At 58.4% G+C, this 21,126-nt stretch carries 17 protein-coding genes; 11 read left to right on the top strand and 6 right to left on the bottom strand.

Features of this window, described 5'->3' with window-relative positions; translation table 11 throughout:
- Positions 1 to 61 precede the first annotated feature (61 nt).
- Entirely contained in the window at positions 62 to 280 is a 219-nt protein-coding gene (locus EAH78_RS31030) for a DUF2970 domain-containing protein (RefSeq protein ID WP_027923764.1), read from the top strand.
- Here the strand turns inward: EAH78_RS31030 and EAH78_RS31025 are convergent.
- Positions 277 to 1,350 carry an ABC transporter substrate-binding protein gene (locus tag EAH78_RS31025; protein ID WP_140672020.1) on the bottom strand — a complete coding sequence of 358 codons (1,074 nt, stop codon included), beginning with the start codon at positions 1,348 to 1,350 and terminating at the stop codon, positions 277 to 279. The genes EAH78_RS31030 and EAH78_RS31025 overlap by 4 nt on opposite strands.
- Before the next feature lie 519 nt (positions 1,351 to 1,869).
- On the opposite strand from EAH78_RS31025, the gene EAH78_RS31020 reads away from it, so the two are divergent.
- Together EAH78_RS31020 and EAH78_RS31015 are read left to right on the top strand one after the other, a co-directional pair.
- The gene (locus tag EAH78_RS31020; protein ID WP_140672018.1) at positions 1,870 to 3,528 is read left to right on the top strand and encodes a nitrite/sulfite reductase; all 1,659 of its coding nucleotides are present in this window, start codon (positions 1,870 to 1,872) and stop codon (positions 3,526 to 3,528) included.
- The gene (locus EAH78_RS31015) at positions 3,512 to 4,006 is read left to right on the top strand and encodes a DUF934 domain-containing protein (RefSeq protein ID WP_140672016.1); all 495 of its coding nucleotides are present in this window, start codon (positions 3,512 to 3,514) and stop codon (positions 4,004 to 4,006) included. Before EAH78_RS31020 ends, EAH78_RS31015 begins: the two co-directional genes overlap by 17 nt.
- A gap of 43 nt (positions 4,007 to 4,049) precedes the next feature.
- Here EAH78_RS31015 and EAH78_RS31010 read toward each other — a convergent pair whose 3' ends face one another.
- Together EAH78_RS31010 and sohB are read right to left on the bottom strand one after the other, a co-directional pair.
- A complete protein-coding gene (locus EAH78_RS31010) occupies positions 4,050 to 7,892 on the bottom strand; it encodes a dermonecrotic toxin domain-containing protein (RefSeq protein ID WP_140672014.1) in 3,843 nt (1,280 codons plus the stop codon).
- 188 nt (positions 7,893 to 8,080) lie between these two features.
- Complete coding sequence (gene sohB, locus EAH78_RS31005) at positions 8,081 to 9,103, bottom strand: protease SohB (RefSeq protein WP_140672012.1); 1,023 nt, start codon at positions 9,101 to 9,103, stop codon at positions 8,081 to 8,083.
- 204 nt (positions 9,104 to 9,307) lie between these two features.
- Here sohB and EAH78_RS31000 point away from each other — a divergent pair, with 204 nt between their 5' ends.
- The 3 genes from EAH78_RS31000 to EAH78_RS30990 all read left to right on the top strand — a co-directional run bounded on the left by EAH78_RS31000 (position 9,308) and on the right by EAH78_RS30990 (position 12,540).
- Entirely contained in the window at positions 9,308 to 10,018 is a 711-nt protein-coding gene (locus EAH78_RS31000; protein WP_140672010.1) for a histidine phosphatase family protein, read from the top strand.
- Positions 10,019 to 10,082: 64 nt separating this feature from the next.
- The gene (locus EAH78_RS30995) at positions 10,083 to 10,397 is read left to right on the top strand and encodes an SCP2 sterol-binding domain-containing protein (RefSeq protein ID WP_007946492.1); all 315 of its coding nucleotides are present in this window, start codon (positions 10,083 to 10,085) and stop codon (positions 10,395 to 10,397) included.
- 295 nt (positions 10,398 to 10,692) lie between these two features.
- Complete coding sequence (locus EAH78_RS30990; protein WP_170219193.1) at positions 10,693 to 12,540, top strand: amidohydrolase; 1,848 nt, start codon at positions 10,693 to 10,695, stop codon at positions 12,538 to 12,540.
- A 143-nt stretch (positions 12,541 to 12,683) separates the two neighbouring features.
- Here EAH78_RS30990 and EAH78_RS30985 read toward each other — a convergent pair whose 3' ends face one another.
- The gene (locus tag EAH78_RS30985) at positions 12,684 to 15,314 is read right to left on the bottom strand and encodes an MGH1-like glycoside hydrolase domain-containing protein (RefSeq protein ID WP_140672006.1); all 2,631 of its coding nucleotides are present in this window, start codon (positions 15,312 to 15,314) and stop codon (positions 12,684 to 12,686) included.
- 167 nt (positions 15,315 to 15,481) lie between these two features.
- Between EAH78_RS30985 and EAH78_RS30980 the strand changes: the two genes are divergently transcribed.
- The 3 genes from EAH78_RS30980 (at position 15,482) to EAH78_RS30970 (ending at position 18,678) form a co-directional block, all read left to right on the top strand.
- Complete coding sequence (locus tag EAH78_RS30980) at positions 15,482 to 16,345, top strand: LysR family transcriptional regulator (RefSeq protein ID WP_140672004.1); 864 nt, start codon at positions 15,482 to 15,484, stop codon at positions 16,343 to 16,345.
- Positions 16,346 to 16,444: 99 nt separating this feature from the next.
- Entirely contained in the window at positions 16,445 to 17,590 is a 1,146-nt protein-coding gene (locus EAH78_RS30975; RefSeq protein ID WP_140672002.1) for a sterol desaturase/SRPBCC family protein, read from the top strand.
- Positions 17,587 to 18,678 carry an SMP-30/gluconolactonase/LRE family protein gene (locus EAH78_RS30970; protein WP_193560113.1) on the top strand — a complete coding sequence of 364 codons (1,092 nt, stop codon included), beginning with the start codon at positions 17,587 to 17,589 and terminating at the stop codon, positions 18,676 to 18,678. The genes EAH78_RS30975 and EAH78_RS30970 overlap by 4 nt, the downstream gene beginning before the upstream one ends.
- Positions 18,679 to 18,794: 116 nt before the next feature.
- On the opposite strand, the gene EAH78_RS32410 is transcribed toward EAH78_RS30970, so the two are convergent.
- Together EAH78_RS32410 and EAH78_RS30960 are read right to left on the bottom strand one after the other, a co-directional pair.
- Entirely contained in the window at positions 18,795 to 18,959 is a 165-nt protein-coding gene (locus tag EAH78_RS32410; RefSeq protein ID WP_170219192.1) for a hypothetical protein, read from the bottom strand.
- A 108-nt stretch (positions 18,960 to 19,067) separates the two neighbouring features.
- Positions 19,068 to 19,310, bottom strand: coding sequence for a DUF465 domain-containing protein (locus tag EAH78_RS30960; RefSeq protein WP_140672000.1), 243 nt, complete (start codon positions 19,308 to 19,310; stop codon positions 19,068 to 19,070).
- A gap of 218 nt (positions 19,311 to 19,528) precedes the next feature.
- Between EAH78_RS30960 and EAH78_RS30955 the strand changes: the two genes are divergently transcribed.
- Entirely contained in the window at positions 19,529 to 20,050 is a 522-nt protein-coding gene (locus tag EAH78_RS30955; protein WP_140671998.1) for a DUF4142 domain-containing protein, read from the top strand.
- 224 nt (positions 20,051 to 20,274) lie between these two features.
- Positions 20,275 to 21,126, top strand: a complete 852-nt coding sequence (locus EAH78_RS30950; RefSeq protein ID WP_140671995.1) for an STAS domain-containing protein — start codon at positions 20,275 to 20,277, stop codon at positions 21,124 to 21,126.

Here is a 21,126-nt window from a genome sequence, read left to right as displayed (position 1 = left end):
CAGTTGTTTGTGTCAGCCGTAGGGCTATGCTTACGGCTCACACATAAGTGACGAGGGATTTATGGACGATCCAGCCGACAACAAGCCGCCGACCTTCTGGCAGATGCTGCAGAGCGTCATGGCGGCAGCGTTTGGGGTGCAGAGCGGGAAGAACCGGGCCCGGGATTTCACGCACGGCAAACCGAGTCATTTCGTGATTCTGGGGATTTTGTTCACGACGGTGTTCGCACTGACGCTGTATGGCATCGTGCAACTGGTGCTGCATCTGGCCGGGGTTTAGCGCATCAGCGTTTGCAGGCTGAACGGGTATCGATAAGACGCCGGTCGCCCTTTGGCTGAGAGTTGACGAAAGTCCACGCCGTAGTCCGGCGTTGCCCCCATGGCCAGCATTCGCTTGGCCTGCGCCTTGTCGATCAGTTGCAACAACGGTATCTGTCGGTCACGGCCGCCGTACTGGTCGAGATCAACGCCCCGGTCATAATCATGCAACTGCACTAACGCCCAGCCACCCAATGTGAAGTGGCCGCCCAACAGCACGCTCAGACGACCGTCAATCATTGCCTGCAAGGCAACGGGAGCGGCAGAGATTGCGCTGAACAATGCGTCTTTACCGGGTTTTCCACCGCTTTCCACAAACGCCTGCATCGCACCAAACGCCATTTCATCATTGGCTGACCACACCAAAGAAATCCGCGGATAACGCCGGAACAATAATTTCGCCTGCTCATAAGCCCGGTCCCGGGTCCAGCCGCTGTAAACCAATTGGCGCAAGCGCACCTCAGGGTGTTCCGCCAGGGCGCGCATCATCCCTTGTTCGCGCAGTTGCGCCGAGGGAGTGATTTTCAGACCGGAGAACGCCAACAATTCTATGGGCTGACCGGGCACGGCCGGTGGGTGCTGGCGGATCAGTTCCTTGAGCATCAGGTAACCGCCCTCCTCGTCGTTAGGCACCAGACTGCCCACTTGATCCGCACGTGCTCCCAAGAGGCTCTGCTGATTGGCCGTCAGCGACGCGTTGACCATGAACAGCTTTACACCACTGCCTTGGGCCAGACGCAGGATTTGCGGTGCGACGTACTGTTCATTGGCGAAAACCAGGTAGTCCGGGCGATCAGGACCCTGGAGCGCCAGTCGGGCTTGCGCCACCGTGAGTTCGGGCATGCGCTGGGCATACAGGATTTTCAGGTCAATACCCAAATCTTTGGCGGCGGCCTGCATGAATTGCGCGTAGTTGACCCAGAAAGCTTCCTGAGTGGTACCGGGGCTCAGGAACAGCACCGATTCCGCACGCGCAGCCGGACCGTAGACCGTGCCAAGCATCAGCAAAAAGGTGTAGAAAAACTTCAGCATTAACGTCCGAGCCCCCGGAAAATCGCCGCGCATTATAGCCAGTGAAATTCCGTAATACGGCGTTTATTCCGGTTTTTGTCCGACAATCGTCGGAAGCGGGCCCGGACGGGATCGGTTATTGATGGCTGACCCAGAATACCGCGGTGCCCACGACCAGAATGATCAGGAATAGAATCGCCCAAGCATCGACCGTGCTATCAGGTTTTGTCGCTTTGGTAGGGTTGCTCATTGCATCGCCTCTTGTCGGTTTTATCGGTGATTGCATAAAGACTCGACCACAGTAAAGACGACGATTGCCCGCACCACAAATAAGGGTTTAGCAATAACGATTCTTGTTAGTCGTTTTGGTTCTTTACATATACTCAAACATCACTTTTGCGCATAACTGCAAACTGTTATCTTGCCCCGGCTCCGTAGGGAGTGCGCGGCCGTGCGCGCAGAATTGCAGAGGCTCTTGGACTGCGGCAAGCAAAAAACGCAGCTGTATCCGAGCGACCCAAGCCTGAGAACAGGACTTATATGTACGTATACGACGAATACGATCAGCGGATCATCGAGGACCGCGTCAAGCAGTTCCGTGATCAGACCCGACGCTATCTGGCAGGCGAGCTGAGCGAAGAAGAATTCCGCCCCCTGCGCCTGCAAAACGGGCTTTATATCCAGCGTTTCGCGCCGATGTTGCGTGTGGCGGTGCCTTACGGCCAACTGACTTCGCGTCAGATACGCATGATGGCCAAGATCGCCCGCGACTATGACAAGGGCTATGCCCACATCAGTACCCGGCAGAACGTGCAGTTCAACTGGCCGGCCGTGGAAGACATCCCGGACATTCTGGCTGAACTGGCGACCGTGCAGATGCACGCGATCCAGACCAGCGGCAACTGCCTGCGCAACGTCACCACCGACCAGTTCGCTGGTGTCGCCGCCGATGAATTGATCGATCCGCGCCCATGGTGCGAGATCGTCCGTCAGTGGACCACGTTCCACCCGGAATTCGCCTACTTGCCGCGCAAGTTCAAGATCGCGGTCAACGGTTCGACGTCTGACCGTGCCGCCATCGAAGTTCATGACATTGGCCTTGAGCCGGTGCACAACGCTGCCGGCGAACTGGGCTTCCGTGTGCTGGTCGGTGGTGGTCTGGGCCGTACGCCGGTGGTGGGGGCGTTCATCAATGAGTTCCTGCCGTGGCAAGACCTGTTGAGCTACCTCGACGCCATCCTGCGGGTCTACAACCGTTACGGCCGTCGCGACAACAAGTACAAGGCGCGGATCAAGATTCTGGTCAAGGCGCTGACGCCTGAAGTCTTCGCGCAAAAGGTCGACGCGGAAATGGAACACCTTCGCGGTGGCCAGACCACGCTGACCGAAGCCGAGCTGCAACGTGTTGCCAAGCACTTCGTTGACCCGGACTACAAGGCCCTGGACAACCAGGCCGCCGAACTGGCCGAGCTCGACCAGCAGCACCCAGGCTTTGCCCGCTGGCGCACGCGCAATACCCTGGCGCACAAGAAGCCGGGCTATGTGGCCGTGACCCTGTCCCTGAAGCCAACCGGTGTGGCGCCGGGTGACATCACCGATAAGCAGCTCGACGGCGTCGCCGACCTGGCCGACCGTTACAGCTTCGGTCAACTGCGCACGTCGCACGAACAGAACATCATCCTGGCCGACGTCGAACAGTCCCGATTGTTCGCGATGTGGGGCGAGTTGCGCGAGCAAGGTTTCGCCACGCCGAACATTGGCCTGCTGACCGACATCATCTGCTGCCCTGGCGGTGACTTCTGCTCGCTGGCCAACGCCAAGTCGATCCCGATTGCCGAATCGATCCAGCGTCGCTTCGACGACCTGGATTACCTGTTCGACATCGGCGAACTGGACCTGAACATCTCTGGCTGCATGAACGCCTGTGGTCACCACCACGTCGGCCATATCGGCATCCTCGGGGTGGACAAGAAAGGCGAAGAGTTCTACCAGGTGTCCCTCGGTGGCAGCGCCAGCCGTGACGCCAGCCTGGGTAAAATCCTTGGCCCGTCCTTTGCCCAAGAAGCCATGCCTGACGTGATCGAAAAGCTGATCGACGTGTACATCGAACAACGTACCGAAGACGAGCGTTTCATCGACACCTATCAGCGTATTGGCATCGACCTCTTCAAGGAGCGCGTCTATGCAGCGAATCATTAAGAACAACGAGGTCGTCGACGAAACCTGGCACTTGCTGCCCAAGGACTTCAACATCGACGAGATCAGCAACTGCGATGACCTGATCGTCCCGTTGCAGCTGTGGCGCGAACACAGCCGTATGCTCAAGGCCCGCGATGGCGGCCTGGGCGTTTGGCTGGATGCCGATGAAGAAGCCGAAGAAATTGGTGAAGACGTGGATCAGTTCAAGGTGATTGCCTTGAATTTCCCGGCCTTCACCGATGGCCGCAACTACTCCAACGCCCGTCTGCTGCGTGATCGCTATGCCTTCAAAGGCGAACTGCGGGCGATCGGCGATGTGCTGCGCGACCAGTTGTTCTACATGCATCGCTGCGGTTTCGATGCGTTTGCAGTGCGCCCCGATAAAGACCCGTACGAAGCCCTGGAAGGTCTCAAGGACTTCTCGGTGACCTATCAGGCCGCCACCGACGAACCGCTGCCGCTGTTCCGTCGCCGTTGATCGTCATACCTTGAACCCCATCCGGGGTTCAAGGTTCTCCCCTCTACTGCTGGTCTATCGGAAACGGCTGCCCCATGGCCACCCAGTCCCGATAAAGCCGTGCACGGTCTTCAAGTGCCGTGAACAGCGTAAACGGGTTTTCCGGATCGACCTCAGCCGCTTCAATATCCTGAACCAGTTGCGTCCAAAGCGCCTGCGACGCATCGGCGTCGCCGAGAAGTCGCCACACCCTCGCCTGCAATGCAAAATAGTCGACCCGGAAATCCGCCGTCAGGCTCAGTCCCTCCATCACTCTCAAGAACCGGTCGCCAAGGGGTCTGGCTGCCAGCCTCTGCCACGTCAGTCTTCGGGCCTCCCGTTGCCCTTCATCGCCTTCGCGCAACCACTCGATGACATCGCCGTCGGCGCGAGGCTCGCTCAACCACACGTTGATGCCCGTTCGCCGCCGGTGATCGACAAGACCCAACAAAGTGTCCTCGTCCGTCAGCGGATTGCCGTTCAGCCTCACACGATCCTTGGCGATGGCCTGGTTCAGCACCCCTTGCGGGACCCGGGTTATCCGGTTATCGCGTAAGTCCAGCATCGTCAGATAAGGCTGCTCCATAATTCCGACAGGGCATGTACTGATCCTTGTATTACTCAAGTTGAGCCGACGCAAGTCGTTCATTCCCAGCACCAAAGGCGGGACACCCAACGGGTTGTTGCTCAGGTCCAGCGTTTGCAAGTGCTTTAAATCAGTCAGTTGAGAAGCGGCGCGTTCGCTGAATGTCAGATGCGTCGACCTCAGGTTCAGTGAGGTGAGATGCCGTAGCTGGCTGATCGCAGGAGGCAATGCTCGTTCCGCGACGCCACCAGGGTTGAAGTGACTCAGGTCGACATTTTCCAGATTCAGCACTTCAAGATTTGGAAAGCTTTGAAGAAACCCGTTCAGGCTTTCCTCAACGGTCAGATGGAAGCTGCGCATCGATAACTCAAGAACGTCATCGAACCGAACATTCAAATCGGGTAGCCGGTGGTAATTCTCGAAGTCCAGATCCAGCTTGACGCCGCGTACCTGTTGACCTGCCAGGATAGGATCCTGCCGCGGTCTGCGCTGTTGCCAAATGTCGACAAGTTCCTCGGCCAACTCATTTCGAATCGCTCGTTCGTTTTGCATTTCAATCAGCAGCAGCTGAGCGTTATAGGCGTCGAGTTGTACAGCGCTCAGCCCCGCGGCTGCGGGATCATTCGGGGTCAACACATCGACATCCATGTCATGGATGTCGTCCGCCACCTGATCGACCCAGGCGGTCAGGTCGATATCGAGTTGCTGCAGCTGTTGCTTTAACCACTCAATGTGAGCCTGTGCGTTCAAACCTTCCCGTTGAAGAACCGCATCCGCCTGGGCATCGGTGAACTGCGGATAGACCTCTTTGACTTGCAGCCGCATCATCTGGTGCGTCAGCGCCTCGGACTGAGGCGTTGCCGGAAAGCCGCCGCCTCTGAGCCCCTGCGGTTCGAAGGGTAAACGGGCATCCATTCTCCCGAGGCCGAGTCTGAATTCTGACCGGGGTAATGCCTGATCACTGATTTTCAGCCGCAATACACTGGCCGGATCAAGCGACACCAAATGCAACGCTGAACGCTCGTCTTCTGACAGCACACCCAGCAGCGCTTGGTAGAAGTCGGTGTGAATGCCGTGATGCAGGTAGTGATCGGTGGTCTTGATCAGGTGTCGGACGTTCGTTGCATCAAGCGGACCGCTGCGGTCCAGTACTCTTCCGATAACGGTCCGATCGAGTACATCGATCCGAAGGCTTTTCGGCCAACCGGGCAGATTCTGGAGTGAGTGCAAGGCCAGTGTGTCCGACTCCGGGTTAACCGCGGAACGAAGATAAAGGCCTTCATAGGCTCGATTGAGCCGCACATGTTGTTGGTATTGCCGTGCTTTGCTGTCCAGGCGTGCTAACACTTGCCTGACCTCCGTCACGTTGGGCGCCGCTTGGATATTCACGCCGTAGCGGTCGAGCATTTGCTCGATGGCGTTTTTGGGCAAGCCTGGATATTCGCGTTGAAACAGCCGAACCCACTCATGCTCCGAGTGTTGAAGCGCTGCGTAACGGCTGTTGAACGGCTCACCTGCACCGCCCGGACCAAGATCCTGATCGATCTTGAAGCGACTGATGGTGTCAGCCAGCAGAGGCGTCGGTGGATGACCCGTCTGCATCAACCGCAACATATCGTCGTCGACCGCGCTGATTTTGCCGATCTGTGCCAGCACATCATCGCTGAAAGACGCCACGGACGGGCCCATACCGCGGATCAGTTCGACCCGTGTCGACAGTGCCAGGCTCGTTGGTTGTAGCGTTGGGGCAACGGACATTTCCGACGCAGGCTTCACACCTCCTTCTTCCGGGTGGGCGACCGCAGTTTCACCCTTCAGCGCCACCTCTGAGGCTATCGGCAGTGCATTAAGCAAACCAAAAACAGTACGCGTCACGCCTTCCGAGCGTTCGCGCGGTGTTTCACCGTTTACCGCCTGATCGAGACCGTAACCGGCGTCAATTAGCCCGGCCAGCGCCAATACGCCTTCGCCACCCGGAACGAACAACGCCAAGGGCCCAAACCGGTTGATCCATTGCACCACCGGTTCGACAACCGCACTTAAATTGTCACGATTGACCTGTGCATCGGTACGAATGCTTTTGATACTGGCGTGGGCGGCCTGCTTCATGGTCAGCACCAGTTGCGCAAACGGATCAGTCGCCGATGGTGAATTGTCGTAGCCAATGTAATCGGCGGGGTCCCAGTAGCCGTCGTTATTGAAAAAACCGGCGTTGTTGGTCAACCGGTGTATCGCGGGATACTGCGCCATGCCCTCCAACGCCGTCAGCACGCCCGCATGAAACGTACCGTCCTCGCGATCATCTTCGGCAAAATGGGCGGCCAATGCCTGTTTTGTCTCGCTGAGCTTGCCCTTCGCGACAACCCATTCGTGCAGTTCAGTAGCATCGATGAATTCGTGCAACGGGGAAGAATTGCCGGGGAGGTACAACAGCACTCGGGTATTGGCAATGTCACGGAACACCCAGATATCGGTTGCGGTGTAACGGTATAACTTCAAACGACCTGCCCTGACGGCCAAAGGGGTGCGCGTCGCTGCTCGCAGTTGTTCGATGGTCAGGGTTTCCCATGTCTGACCGGGCGACAAGCCAGCCGCTTGCATCGCGAGCTCAAGTCCTTTTTGAGACAGGGATTGTTCCTTGAACTGCAACCAGGCCGTCATCACAAACGCTGCTTTGACCGATGTCCTCAAAGCGAACGGTGTGGACGCAGTGAGCAATTCGTCAGAGGGCCAGCTCTGATCGAAACAGGCCTCGTATACGCGCTTGAAATCCAGCTCCCAGACCCATTTCTTGAAATCAGCCGGCCTCAGCTTCAGTTGTGAGGCAGGACCGTAGGTCTGCGGAGCCGTTTGCCGATAGATACCCTCATAGGTTTCGTGATTGCCGCTGCCGTGATCGGCGAACTCGTCGACATGCTCGACAATTTGCACTGCCGGTCCCACGTCTGGTGGTGTGTACAGACCAAAGGCGGTTTCCGCAAAGCGCCCGTCCCCAACCTTCTGATAATTTGAAAGCAGCGCTTGCAGCAGTGACTGCGAGCTCGCCACCTGGCCCTGTTGGAAGCCGTTCTCCTCAGGGTGGCCCTTATAGTGGTAATCAAGGGTGACCATCAGGGTCGTCTGCGGGTCGATGTCCTGCCCCCATTTTTCCTTGATCAGACGTTCGCCTAATTGGCCGGGCGTCTGTGGAATGGCAATGTCCAGCGCAGCTTTCAGTTCGTCGCGCATTCGCAGCGACGGGGCAGGATGAGGGTCGGCAACGTGGTGAAGGAGATCATTCATGGTGCAATCCATTGCAGTCAATTCAGGTCTGTCACCCTACCCGACCAGGCACCACACGAAAGCGCGACCGTTCGACAATGGCATTAGGAAAATTCGTTATTTACGCAAGAAACGTGAACACGTTCTGAAGGCGAAAAAAAACCGTGGTCATTCCACGGTTTTTTTACTGACGGTGATGCCTGGGAAGATTACCAGAAGCGTTGCTGGGTCAACCGGCTCCACCAGGTCAGCAAAACGCGATCAACCGAACCGCTGGCCGCCATACCAATACGCTCTTGCAGGCTTTTTCGCTCGGCGTAGTGCAAGTGAAAGAGCTCGGCATTCTTTGCCCTTTCCGCGAGGTATTCATCGCTGGTCTTGAGTTCGTCGACCAGTTGCTTGTCGAGGGCGGCGATACCGAGCCAGATTTCACCGGTGGCCACGTCATCGATGGCCAGTTGCGGGCGATAACGCGCGACGAAGTTCTTGAACAGCTGATGGGTAATGTCCAGGTCTTCCTGGAACTTCTCACGGCCTTTCTCGGTGTTTTCGCCAAACACGGTCAGGGTGCGTTTGTATTCGCCGGCGGTCAGCACTTCGAAATCGATGTCGTGCTTTTTCAACAAGCGATTGACGTTAGGCAACTGCGCCACCACACCGATCGAGCCGAGGATCGCGAACGGCGCGCTGATGATCTTCTCGCCGATGCACGCCATCATGTAGCCGCCGCTGGCCGCGACTTTATCGATGCAGATGGTCAACGGCACGCCCGCATTGCGAATCCGCGCCAGTTGCGAGGACGCCAGGCCGTAGCTGTGAACCATGCCGCCGCCGCTTTCCAGACGCAGCACCACTTCATCCTTGGGCGTGGCAAGCGTCAGCAGCGCGGTGATCTCGTGGCGCAGGTTCTCAGTGGCGGACGCCTTTATGTCGCCGTCGAAATCCAGCACGAAGACACGCTGTTTGGCCTCGGGGGTTTTCTTTTGTTTTTTCTCGGATTTAGCCTGGGATTTGCGCAAGGCCTTTAGCAGGTCCTTGTCGAGCAAGGTCTGTTCCAGGCGTTCGCGTAACCCTTTGTAGAAATCATTGAGCTTGCTGACTTGCAATTGGCCGGCCGCCTTGCGTCGACCTTTGCTGCGCAATGCCGCAAAACTGGCCAGGACCACCAGAATGGCGATCACCAGTGTCACGGTCTTGGCCAGAAAGCTGGCGTACTCGGTGAAAAACTCCACAGTGACTCCTTCATGACAATGCGCGGCTTTAAACACGCGCGGGATGTGTTCAGCATACCCATGCGCCAGCCGGACGACCAGCCGTGAAACCTCGGGCAACAGGTCTGTAACGGCCATTTCAAACAAGCGTATGTTTTTTCATTGACAGCTCAGCGCCATCCTCATAACCTCGCCAAACCTTCAACGTACCGGGATGACGCGGACGTGGGCAGTATCTATTTGATTCGACATGGCCAGGCCTCCTTTGGTGCAGACGACTATGACGTCCTGTCGCCGAACGGTATTCGCCAGGCAGAAATCCTCGGCCAGCACTTGGTCGAACTGGGTATCAGCTTCGATCGTTGCCTTTCGGGTGACCTGCGCCGCCAGCAGCATACCGCCACTAGTGCGATGGAACAGTACACGGCTGCGGGTCTGTCAGTGCCGACCCTGGAAATCGATCCCGCCTTCAATGAGTTCGATGCCGACGCGGCAATCCGCGCGCTGCTGCCGGCTATGCTGGACGATGAACCCGAAGCCCTGGACATCCTGCGCAATGCCGCGCAAAACCGCGCCGAATTCCAACGCATCTTTGCCTTGATCATCGAACGCTGGCTCACCGGGTCCTATGACACACCGGGCCTGGAAAGCTGGCTGGGCTTTGTGGAACGCGTGCACGGCGGACTGCAAAGAATCCTGGAAAGCGCCGACAACCATCAGAAAATCGCCGTGTTTACCTCCGGCGGCACCATCACGGCCCTGCTCCACCTCATTACACAAATGCCGGCCAAGCAGGCATTCGAGCTGAACTGGCAAATCGTCAACACCTCGCTCCACCACTTGAAGTTCCGTGGTCGCGAGGTGGCACTGGCTTCCTTCAACAATCATGCACACCTGCAACTGTTGAAGGCCCCGGAACTCATCACGTTTCGCTGAGTCCGGATTATTGTGACCCTGGCTGTAATCACCCAGCTCTTATTACCCAAGAAAGGATCGAACCATGACCTCCGTAGCTGATGCCGTACAAGCAATGAAAGCCAAGTTCAACCCAGCCGCTGCTGCCGGTCTGGACCTGGTCTTCGGTTTCCGCATCGACGACACCAAGAACTTCTCGCTGATCGTCAAGGACAGCACCTGCGAGCTGCAAGAAGGCGAAAACCCTGACGCCCAGGTCACCCTGGTGATGGACGGCGAAACCCTGCAAGGCATCGTTGACGGTTCGACCGACGGCATGCAGGCGTTCATGGGCGGCAAACTGCGCGCTGAAGGCGACATGATGCTGGCCATGAAACTGTCCGAGCTGTTCCCGAGCTAAGACGGCGGCTCCCGACCTTCGGGAGCCTGTCTGACTATCAACGAATCCCGTCCCTTGTGGCGGGATTCGTCGTTTTCCGTCCCCGGAAAACGGCCCCCTGCGAATTCACCGTCTATATTCCATCTGGCCGCCTGCGTCAGACATCGGCTGTTTGCTTCCCGACCCCATTACGCGGAGCACGGCCATGAGCCCACCTGACGACCCTGACGGTTTTAATCGCCGACGTGTACTGCAAGGCCTTTCGGCAGGTGCTGTCGGTGCCTGGATCAGCCCGCTATTCGCAGGGAGTAAAACCATGCCCGACGCCCCCGCCGACCTCATTCTGTACAACGGACGCCTGCACACCGTTGACCGTAAAAAACCCCAGGCCAGTGCTGTCGCGATCAAGGACGGCCGCTTCGTGGTGGTCGGCAGCGATGCCCAGGCCATGGCCTTGCAAGGCCCCGGCACGCAAATCGTCGACCTGCACGGTCGCACGGTGATTCCCGGCCTCAATGACTCGCACCTGCATTTGATTCGTGGCGGCCTCAACTACAACCTCGAGCTGCGCTGGGAAGGCGTGCCGTCACTGGTCGATGCCTTGCGCATGCTCAAGGATCAGGCCGATCGCACGCCCACGCCGCAATGGGTACGGGTGGTCGGTGGCTGGAACGAGTTCCAGTTTGCCGAAAAACGCCTGCCAACGATTGATGAACTGAACAAGGCCGCACCGGACACCCCGGTGTTTGTCTTGCACCTCTACGACCGCGCCCTGCTCAACCGCGCCGCCCTGAAAGTGGTCGGCTACACCCGGGACACACCGAACCCGCCCGGCGGCGAAATCCAGCGCGATGCCAATGGTGATCCCACCGGCATGCTGATCGCCCGACCGAACGCAATGATCTTGTACTCGACGCTGGCCAAGGGGCCGAAACTGCCACTGGAATACCAGGTCAACTCGACCCGCCAATTCATGCGCGAACTGAATCGCCTCGGTATTACCAGCGCCATCGATGCGGGCGGCGGTTATCAGAACTATCCCGACGACTATCAAGTCATCCAGCAGTTGGCCAAAGATCAACAACTCACGGTGCGCATCGCCTACAACCTGTTCACCCAGAAACCCAAGGAAGAACTGACCGACTTCAAAAACTGGACCAGCACTTCACAGTACGGCCAGGGCGACGATTTCCTGCGACACAACGGCGCCGGAGAAATGCTGGTGTTCTCGGCGGCGGATTTCGAAGACTTCCTCGAACCGCGCCCGGACCTGCCGCAAACCATGGAACAGGAACTGGAGCCGGTGGTTCGCCACTTGGTGGAGCAACGCTGGCCGTTTCGCTTGCACGCGACGTACAACGAATCCATCAGCCGCATGCTCGACGTGTTCGAGAAGGTTAATCGCGATATTCCCTTCAACGGTCTGCCGTGGTTTTTCGACCACGCCGAAACGATTACGCCGCAAAACATCGAACGGGTCAAAGCCTTGGGCGGTGGCATTGCGATTCAGGACCGGATGGCGTTTCAGGGCGAGTATTTCGTCGACCGTTACGGTGCCAAAGCTGCCGAACACACCCCGCCCATCGCACGCATGCTCGCCGAAGGCCTTCCAGTCGGCGCCGGCACCGACGCCACTCGTGTCTCCAGCTACAACCCCTGGACGTCGATGTATTGGCTGGTCAGCGGGCGCACGGTCGGTGGTCTGGAGCTCTACCCGCAAGGGCTGAGTCGCGACACGGCGCTGGAGCTGTTCACCCATGGCAGTGCGTGGTTCTCTTCCGAACAGGGCAAGAAAGGCATGATCAAAGTCGGGCAATTGGCTGACCTGATTGCACTGTCGGCGGATTACTTCCACATCGAGGATGAAGCGATCAAATGGATTGAGTCGGTGTTGACCATTGTCGACGGCAAAATTGTCCACGGCACCCATGAGTTCGAAAAACTCGGGCCGCCACCGATCCCTGTGGTACCTGAATGGTCGCCGGTCACCAAGGTGCCGGGGCACTGGCAACATCTGACGCCGATGACCGCGCAGGTGCATCAATGCGCAGGTGCCTGCGCGGTGCATGCGCACAGCCATGAACGGGCGCGGATGTCATCAGCGCCGGTCAGTGACTTTCAGGGATTCTGGGGCGCGTTTGGCTGTTCGTGTTTTGCGTTTTGAACAACGATCCAGCAAACACCGACATTCCAATGTGGGACCGGGCTTGCTCGCGAAAGCGTCGTGTCAGTCGACATCAATGTTGCATGATTCGCCGCCTTCGCGAGCAAGCCCGCTCCCACATTGGACCTGCGCTGGGCGGGTAATCAGGGTTGCAGCAACAACGCAATCAGCGCGCTCCATCCCGTCTGGTGGCTGGCCCCCATTCCACGTCCGGTTTCTCCATGAAAATACTCATGGAACAACACCAGGTCGCGACTGGCGGGGTCCGCCTGCAACTGCGGATACGCCGCCATTGACGGCCGGTTGCCCGCGTCATCGCGAAGAACCAGCCCGGTCAGTCGCTCGCTCAAGCGGTCGGCGACCTCTTCCAGTGACGCTAGGAACCCCGACCCCGTAGGGTATTCCACCGAAAAGTCCTGATCGTAATAGCGATGAAACTCGCGCAAGGATTCGATCAGCATGTAGTTGATCGGCATCCACACCGGCCCGCGCCAGTTGGAATTGCCGCCATACAACCGGGACTCTGATTCCGCCGGTTCGTAATGAGCACACAGTTGGTCACCGTTGATCAGCAACGCAAAGGGCTGTTCAGCAAAGGCTTTGGACAGCGAACGAATTCCGAACGGGGAGAGAAACTCGCTTTCATCGAGCATGCGCCTGAGCAGGTCCTTGGTGCGCTCGCCACGCAGCAACGCCAGAAGCATCCGGTTTCCTTCGCCTGGTTCGGTCCAGCGTGAAACCAGGCTGGCGAGGTCCGGTCGGTGACGCATGAAACCGAATAAACGTTCTCGTAACCCGGGTAAACCTTCATGTTCGTGTTGCTCCAGCACCTGCACGGCAAACAACGGCATCAGGCCAACAATCGAGCGCAAACGCAGCGGTTCGCTCACTCCGTCAGGTCGGTGCAATACGTCATAGAAAAACTTGTCCTGTTCGTCCCACAATCCTTCGGCGTCGGAGTCGACCCGATTGATTGCCCCGGCGATGTAGAGAAAATGCTCGAAGAACTTCACTGCAATGTCGACGTAAACACTGTTGCGCTTGGCCAACTCCAGTGCGATGCGCATCAGGTCCAGCGCATAAGCGGCCACCCACGCCGTGCCGTCGGCCTGGTCCAGTTGATAACCGGAGGGCAACAACGCCGAACGGTCGAACAGTGCAATATTGTCCAGCCCCAGAAATCCACCCTGGAACAGGTTGCGACCTTCAGCGTCCTTACGGTTGACCCACCAGGAAAAATTCAGCAGCAGTTTGTGGAAGATCCGTTCAAGGAAGTCCATGTCACCGACGCCCGTCAGCGCCTTGTCCTGCTGATACACCCGCCAACACGCCCAGGCATGCACCGGTGGGTTAGCGTCGTCAAATCGCCATTCGTAGGCCGGTAACTGGCCATTGGGGTGCATGAAGCGGTCTTTGACCAGCAGCAATAATTGATGCTTGGCGAATCCAGGGTCGATCAGCGCAAATGCTACCGCCTGAAAGCCCAGATCCCACGAGGCGTACCACGGGTACTCCCACGTGTCGGGCATGGAGACTATGTCGAAATTCGACAGGTGCCGCCAATGCGTATTGCGAATGTGCGAACGCCCGGCAGGTGGCGCAGGTTGCGCCGGATCGCCGTCGAGCCACTGGTTGACGTCGAAGTAATACAGCTGTTTCGACCAGAGCAACCCGGCCAGCGCCTGACGCTGAACATTTCGCGCATCCGCATCGTCGATGCCGGATTGCAGGGCCGCGTAAAACTCATCGGCTTCAGCGCGACGCCGCTCAAACAAAGTTTTGGCGTTGACCCGCACCGCGCCGCTCGGGGCGAAACGCAGATAGACGCATTGGCTCTGGCCGGCCTCAAACGTCAGGCGGAAATGCGCGGCCACCCGGGTTCCCGTGTCACGTCGAATTGCATCGTCGTGGCCATCGACGATGAAGTCGTTAATGCCATCCTTGAATGGACCATTCGCCGCCACACCGTCCAGTTTGGGGAAGTTGCTGTCGTTGTTGCAGAACAGCCATTGGCAGTCCTCCTCGCCCCAGGCGCTGGCCTGCCGATCGGCGAGTTGCGGGTGCCGGGCCAGGACCTCATCGCCGCTCAATGTGAGGCGCGGTTGTTGCACGTCCGTCGTCCAACTCCAGGTGTTGCGGGCCCAGAGCTGCGGCAGCACGTGAAGCCGTGCGGGTTGATCGGATCGGTTGTGCACGGTGACCCGCATGAAAATGTCATCTGTCGCGTGTTTGGCGTATTCCACCGTCACGTCGAAATAACGATTGTCTTCAAACACGCCTGTATCGAGGATTTCATACTCGGTATCGGCCAGGCCACGGCGGGCATTTTCGGCTACCAGGTCCGCATAGGGGAATTCGGCCTGCGGGTATTTGTAGAGCATGCGCATGTAGGCATGGCTGGGCACGCCATCGACGTAGAAATACAGCTCTTTGACGTCTTCGCCGTGGTTGCCTTCGGCGTTGTTCAAGCCAAACAGACGCTCTTTGAGAATCGGGTCACGCTCATTCCATAAGCCCAGCCCCAGGCACCAATGCTGAGCCTTGTCACTGAACCCGGCCAGCCCGTCCTCGCCCCACCGATAGGCTCGGCTGCGGGCGTGTTCATGCGGAAAATAGCGCCAGGCATCGCCATCGGCGCTGTAGTCTTCGCGCACCGTGCCCCACTGGCGTTCGCTCAGGTAAGGACCCCATTCGCGCCAGGCCTCGGCATCGCGGCCAGCCAGACGCTGACCTTCAGTCGTATCGAGGATGTTTGCTGCGTGCTTTGCTGTCATGGGTCGGGCCGTTGGGCTGGAGACGGTTGCAGTGTAGTGCTTCGGCTCACGTCCTATCTGAACACCCCCTGTAGCAGCTAGCGAAGCCCTGTGGGAGCCAGCTGCTACATGAGCCGGTTCTGGCAGGATCTGTTTACAATGCCTGCACTTCCCGCACCGGCCGCCCCATGGACATCGACCTCGCCCGCACCTTTCTGGAAATCGTCCGCCACGGCAGCCTCGCTGCCGCCGCCGAGAAGCTGCATGTCACCCAGACCGCGATCACCGCGCGCGTGCAAAAGCTTGAAAGCCAGCTCGGCAGCACGCTGTTCGTGCGCAACCGCGCCGGCGCGCGCCTGACGCCCAATGGCGAGGCCTTTGTGGTGTACGCCAATCAACTGGTCGAGACCTGGGAGGCCGCGCGCAGGGATTTGCCGTTGCCTGAGGGTTACCGGGATGTGCTGCACATCGGTGGCGAGGTCAGCCTGTGCAATCCGTTGATGCTCAGTTGGGCCGGCGAACTGCGCGAGAAGATTCCCAGCCATGCCTTGCGCATGGAAATCCGCGACGGCGAAAACCTCTTGCGACAACTGGAACTGGGCGTACTCGATGCCGCACTGGTCTATCAGCCGGAGTATTGGCCACGCCTGCAAGTCGAACAGGTACTGGAAGAAAAACTGGTGCAGGTGCGCCTGGCCGGGAAACCCGATCCTTACGTGTATATCGACTGGGGTCCGGACTTCCGGCGCCAGCACGATGCCGCCCTGCCGGAAAAAGCCAAAGCCGCGTTGAGCTTCAACCTCGGCCCGCTTGGCTTGCAGTACATCCTCGAAAACGGCGGTAGCGGCTACTTCCGCACGCGCGTGGTCCGCAGCTACCTGGACAGCGGTGTACTGGAAGCCGTGCCGAAGGCACCGGAATTCAGTTATCCGACCTACCTGGTGTATTCGCGTGATCGTGACTCGGCGACCTTGCAACGGGCGTTCGATTTGCTGCGTGAATTGATCCAGTCCGATGAAGACTGGTCGCAGCGCTGGAATCCGCTGACCTGAGCACACCGGATCATGGCGCTTGTGTCCTCTAAGTTGCGCCAGCCTTTGCAGGGAGATCAGCTAATCTGCTGGTGATAACAATAAGCAGAGGTGAACGCAGTGAGGCAGACCACCCAGGATTTCCGCAACCGCTATCGCGCCGCTGTACACCCCCTCTACAACCCCTGGCTGCACGGCGCATTTGTGCTGATTTTCGGGTTGCTGGCCATCGGCGCATTCTGGAGCACCGTGCATCAGGTCACACCGCTGGAATGGCTGGCGGTGCCGATCACACTGCTGTTCTTCAACTTTGGCGTGTACATGGTGCATCGAGAGCTGGGGCATCACAAAAAGAGCTTCGCGCGGATGTTCTACGCCCGCCATGCGGGCGACCATCACAGCTTTTTCGCCCCCGGCAGCATGACCTACGACAGCGCCCGGGATTGGCGGGTGATTCTGTTTCCAGCCTGGTTGATCGTGGTCCATACCGTGATCATCACCCTGCCCCTGTGGTGGCTGCTGGGGCGCTTCGATACCAACGTCGCGGGCTTGTTCGGCGGCTGCCTGGTGCTCGGTTACCTGACTTATGAAGTGTTCCATGCCTGTGAACACCTGCCGCCGGGCAACCCGGTCACGCGGCTGCCGTGGATTCGCCAGATGCGCCGCTTGCATGAGCTGCATCACCGCCGCGAGCTGATGCAGGAACGTAACTTCAACATCGTGTTTCCGCTGATGGATTACCTGTTCGGCACCCTGTACTGGGAACCGGATCATGACCCCTTGCCCTTGACGAGAACGCCCATGACCCGCATGCAGCACCAGATCGCTATCGCTGGAAATCCGATTGATGTGCTTGCCTACGCCAGCACCGTCACCCGTTGGCCGGAGTGGCATCCGTCGTCCCTCAAGGTCGACGGCCAGGCCGGCCCGCTGCACGCCGGCTCGCGGTTCGAGGAGGACATCCGTGCCGGAGGGCGTGAGGGGCACCTGAGCTGGGAGGTCAACGAATATCTGCCGGGGCGCCGTTGGAGTGCCCAGGCGCGGGGCGATCATGGGTTGTCACTGGTGGTGACTTACGAATGCGCGGCTGAGGGCGACGGCACGCAATTTATCCGCACGCTGGAGTACCAATTCGCGGGGGTGGCGATGCGCATCGCCAATCAGCTGTTGCTCAAACGGCGCATCGAGCGTGAATCCGCCGAGTCGATGCTGGCCTTGCGCGACATGGCGCAAAAACAACTGACACCTGCCGGAGTCCATGTGTGAGAAGACTGATCAAGTTCCGGCATGTGGTGTTACTGCTCTTGATTGCCCTGTGCGCCTTCCTGTTGCTGTTCCCGACCAAAGTCCGCCCGGTGGCCTGGAATCCGCCGCCGGCGCCCTCCCTCACCAGCGGAGTCTACACCGACAATGTGCGCCTCAAGGGCGTGGAGCGTGTCGGTCCGGCGGATATTGAGGGACCTGAAGCGCTGTTGCTGGAGAGCGACACATTGATCACCGGCCTGCATGACGGCCGGTTGATTCGCACCAGCCTTGACGGTAAACAAACCAAAGTGCTGGCCGATACCGGTGGCAGACCGTTAGGCCTGGCACGCCATCCCAACGGGTTGCTGGTCGTCGCGGACGGCGTCAAAGGGCTGCTTTCACTGGATGCCCAAGGCCAGTTGATACCCTTGGCCACCACGGCAGGCGGCGTACCTTTCGGGTTTACCGATGACGTGGCCATCGACAAGGCCGGGCATTTCGCTTATTTCAGCGACGCCTCCAGCCGTTGGGGCTACGGCAAGGATGGCGAGGCGATCATCGAACATGGCGGCGATGGTCGTTTATTGCGCTATGACTTCCAGACCGGCAAGACCGATGTGTTGCTGGACAAGCTCGAGTTTGCCAACGGTGTGACGCTGGGGCCGGACGATGCCTTTGTGCTGGTCAACGAGACCGGCGCTTACCGCATCAGCCGCTTTTGGCTGACCGGGCCGAAAGCCGGCACGCACGACCTGTTTATCGACAACTTGCCGGGGCTGCCGGACAACCTCTCCTTCAACGGCCGCGACCGGTTCTGGGTCGCGCTCTATTCCCCGCGCAGCGGGTTGCTCGACCGTACGGCACCGCACCCGTTCGTGCGCAAGATGATTGTCCGGGCGCTGAAGGTGTTGCCTAAACCGGTGGAGAACCGGGCATTCGCCCTCGGGCTGGATGTCGACGGCAAGGTGATTGCCAATCTGCAGGACGGCAGCAGCGGCAATTATTCGCCGATCACAACGGTTCGCGAGTATGGGGACTGGCTGTATTTCGGGTCGTTGAAGGCGAAAAACATGGCCCGCCTGCCGCTCGCCACCGCCCTCCGGCAGTAACGCAGATCAAATGTGGGAGCGGGCTTGCTCGCGAAGGCGGCGTGTCATTCAGCATTGATGTCGTCTGACACGCCGCCTTCGCGAGCAAGCCCGCTCCCACAAGGGAAATGCGTGGGTTAATCGGGATCTTCGTCGTCAGCGGTTTTATCGTGCTCGCGCAACGGGTCGTCATCCTCGCTATCCGGATGGGTCGTGATGTGGTTCGGGCTCAATGGCTCAGGATGAGTCGGGATCGGGTCGTACCCGCCCTGCTCTTCACTCGGAAATCTCGGATTGGACATAAGGCACCTCTCAGTGAGTCGTTAACAATGGCTCATGACATTCGAGGTGCCGGATTTGACGCCGTTCCACTTTTCAGTCACCGATTGTCGGTAACTCGGTACGACGCATCAGGACGATGCCTGCAATTGCTTGACGATCTTGTCCTTGACCAGCAAGCGATGCTCCTTGAGCTTCTTCAACTGGTCATCACTGGGCGCGTCGGATTTCGCGGTCTCGGCCTTCACCACTTCAGCGTCCGCCTGGGAATATTTGTTGATCAGCGAATCCAGTAACGGATCCTTGGTGCGTCTTTGCTGGATCTCTTCCTTTGAAACCTTCAAGTCCTGATACAGGTCATGGTTCACCGGCATGGAACACCTCCGTTTGATGATCGGTAGCAAACGCGATCGATTGCGTTCACCAACTATCAGAATGGCCTTGGTTTGCGCGTTCTGTCGACCACCTGTCAGACCAGCGGTGCCCGTTCGTCGTCCTGTCGCAAATGCGATAAAACCTTTGGTCGGGCGCTCACCTCCACTGAGTAACGATCCACCGGATCGCCTAACCAAACCTGTGTGGAGAATGACCAATGGACGGATTCACCTTACGCCACCTCGCCCTGGCCGTCGCCTTGAGCAGCAGCCTGGGCACGGCATTTGCTGCCACCTCCAATGATTTCGTCGACAAAGCGGCCGCTGGCGGCATTGCCGAAGTTGAAACCAGTCGCCTGGCGCTGGAAAAAAGTTCTTCAGCCGACGTCAAGGCGTTCGCCAATATGATGATCACCGATCATTCCAAGGCCAACGATGAACTGGCGGCCCTGGCGAAAAAGAACGACATCGAGGTGCCGGACTCGACGACGCTGGTGAAGCAGGCCAAGGAGAAAATTCTCGACATGCGCGATGAATCCTTCGATGCGGCGTACGCGAACAATCAAGTGAAAGCCCACGAAGACACCATCGAGCTGTTCAAGAAAGAAGCCAACACCGTGACGGACGACAAGGTTAAAGGCGCCACTGCATTGAAAGGCTTCGCACAACAAATGCTGCCAGCCTTGGAAAAACACTTGGCAATGGCGAAAAAACTCCAAGCCGCCCACCCCGATAAATAAATCAGCGTAAAAGACCGCACATGCGGTCTTTTTTTTCGATGGAAAATATCAGTCAAAAAATCGCCGCCTGAAGCGGTGCCGACTAGAGTTACCGGGCAACTTACCGCGGTATCGAAAAAAACCTGCGCAAAACGAACAACTATTTCATTCGGCAAAGGTCACTGACTTCACGCCGGTCGTTTTTCACATGAAATCGGCCAAGACTCATTCAGGAGCGCAAGGATATGGCAGCACTGCAAAACAGCACACTCGATGCGATGAAAAACAATCAGCCGCAACTGCTCACCGAATGGATCAAGGGACTGGAAGCCAATGGCGCTACCCGTAATCTGAAAGAACAGGACCTCAAGCAGCAAACCGCCGAGTTTCTGCATCTGGTGGTCAGCGGGCTGGAAAAGGGCAACGGGCAGAATGTCGCCGCACCGGGTTGGGACGAGGCGCGTCAGTACCTCGAAAAACTCTCCCACAGCCGCGCGCTGCTCGGCCAGGACTCGCACCAGACCGCCAGCTTCATCTTCTCGCTCAAAGGCCCAGTGTTCGGCCTGCTGCAAAGCCACTACAAAGACAACCCGGCCGTACTTGCCGAGCAACTCTGGGAAGTCTCCGAACTGCTCGATGCCTTGGGCATGCACACCATCCGCACGTTCCAGAAATCCCGCGAAGCAGTGATCAAGCGCCAGCAAGAGGAATTGCTGGAGCTGTCCACCCCGGTGGTCAAGCTGTGGGACGGTGTTCTCGCGCTGCCGATGATCGGTACCCTGGATTCGCAACGCACCCAGGTCGTGATGGAATCGCTGCTGCAACGGATCGTCGACACCGGTTCGGAAATCGCCATCATCGACATCACCGGCGTGCCAACCGTCGATACCCTGGTGGCTCAACACCTGCTCAAAACCGTGACCGCGATTCGCCTGATGGGTGCCGATTGCATCATCAGCGGCGTGCGTCCGCAGATCGCTCAGACCATCGTGCACCTGGGCCTGGACCTGCAAGGCGTGGTGACCAAGGCCAACCTGGCCGATGCCCTGAAACTGGCCCTGAACCGCCTGGGAATCACAGTCAGCAAGACGGTATAA

This window comes from Pseudomonas arsenicoxydans (assembly GCF_006438915.1).
GTDB lineage: Bacteria > Pseudomonadota > Gammaproteobacteria > Pseudomonadales > Pseudomonadaceae > Aquipseudomonas > Aquipseudomonas arsenicoxydans_A.
Note: the sequence above shows the minus strand (reverse complement) of the source record. Positions and strands in the feature narration are given on the sequence as shown.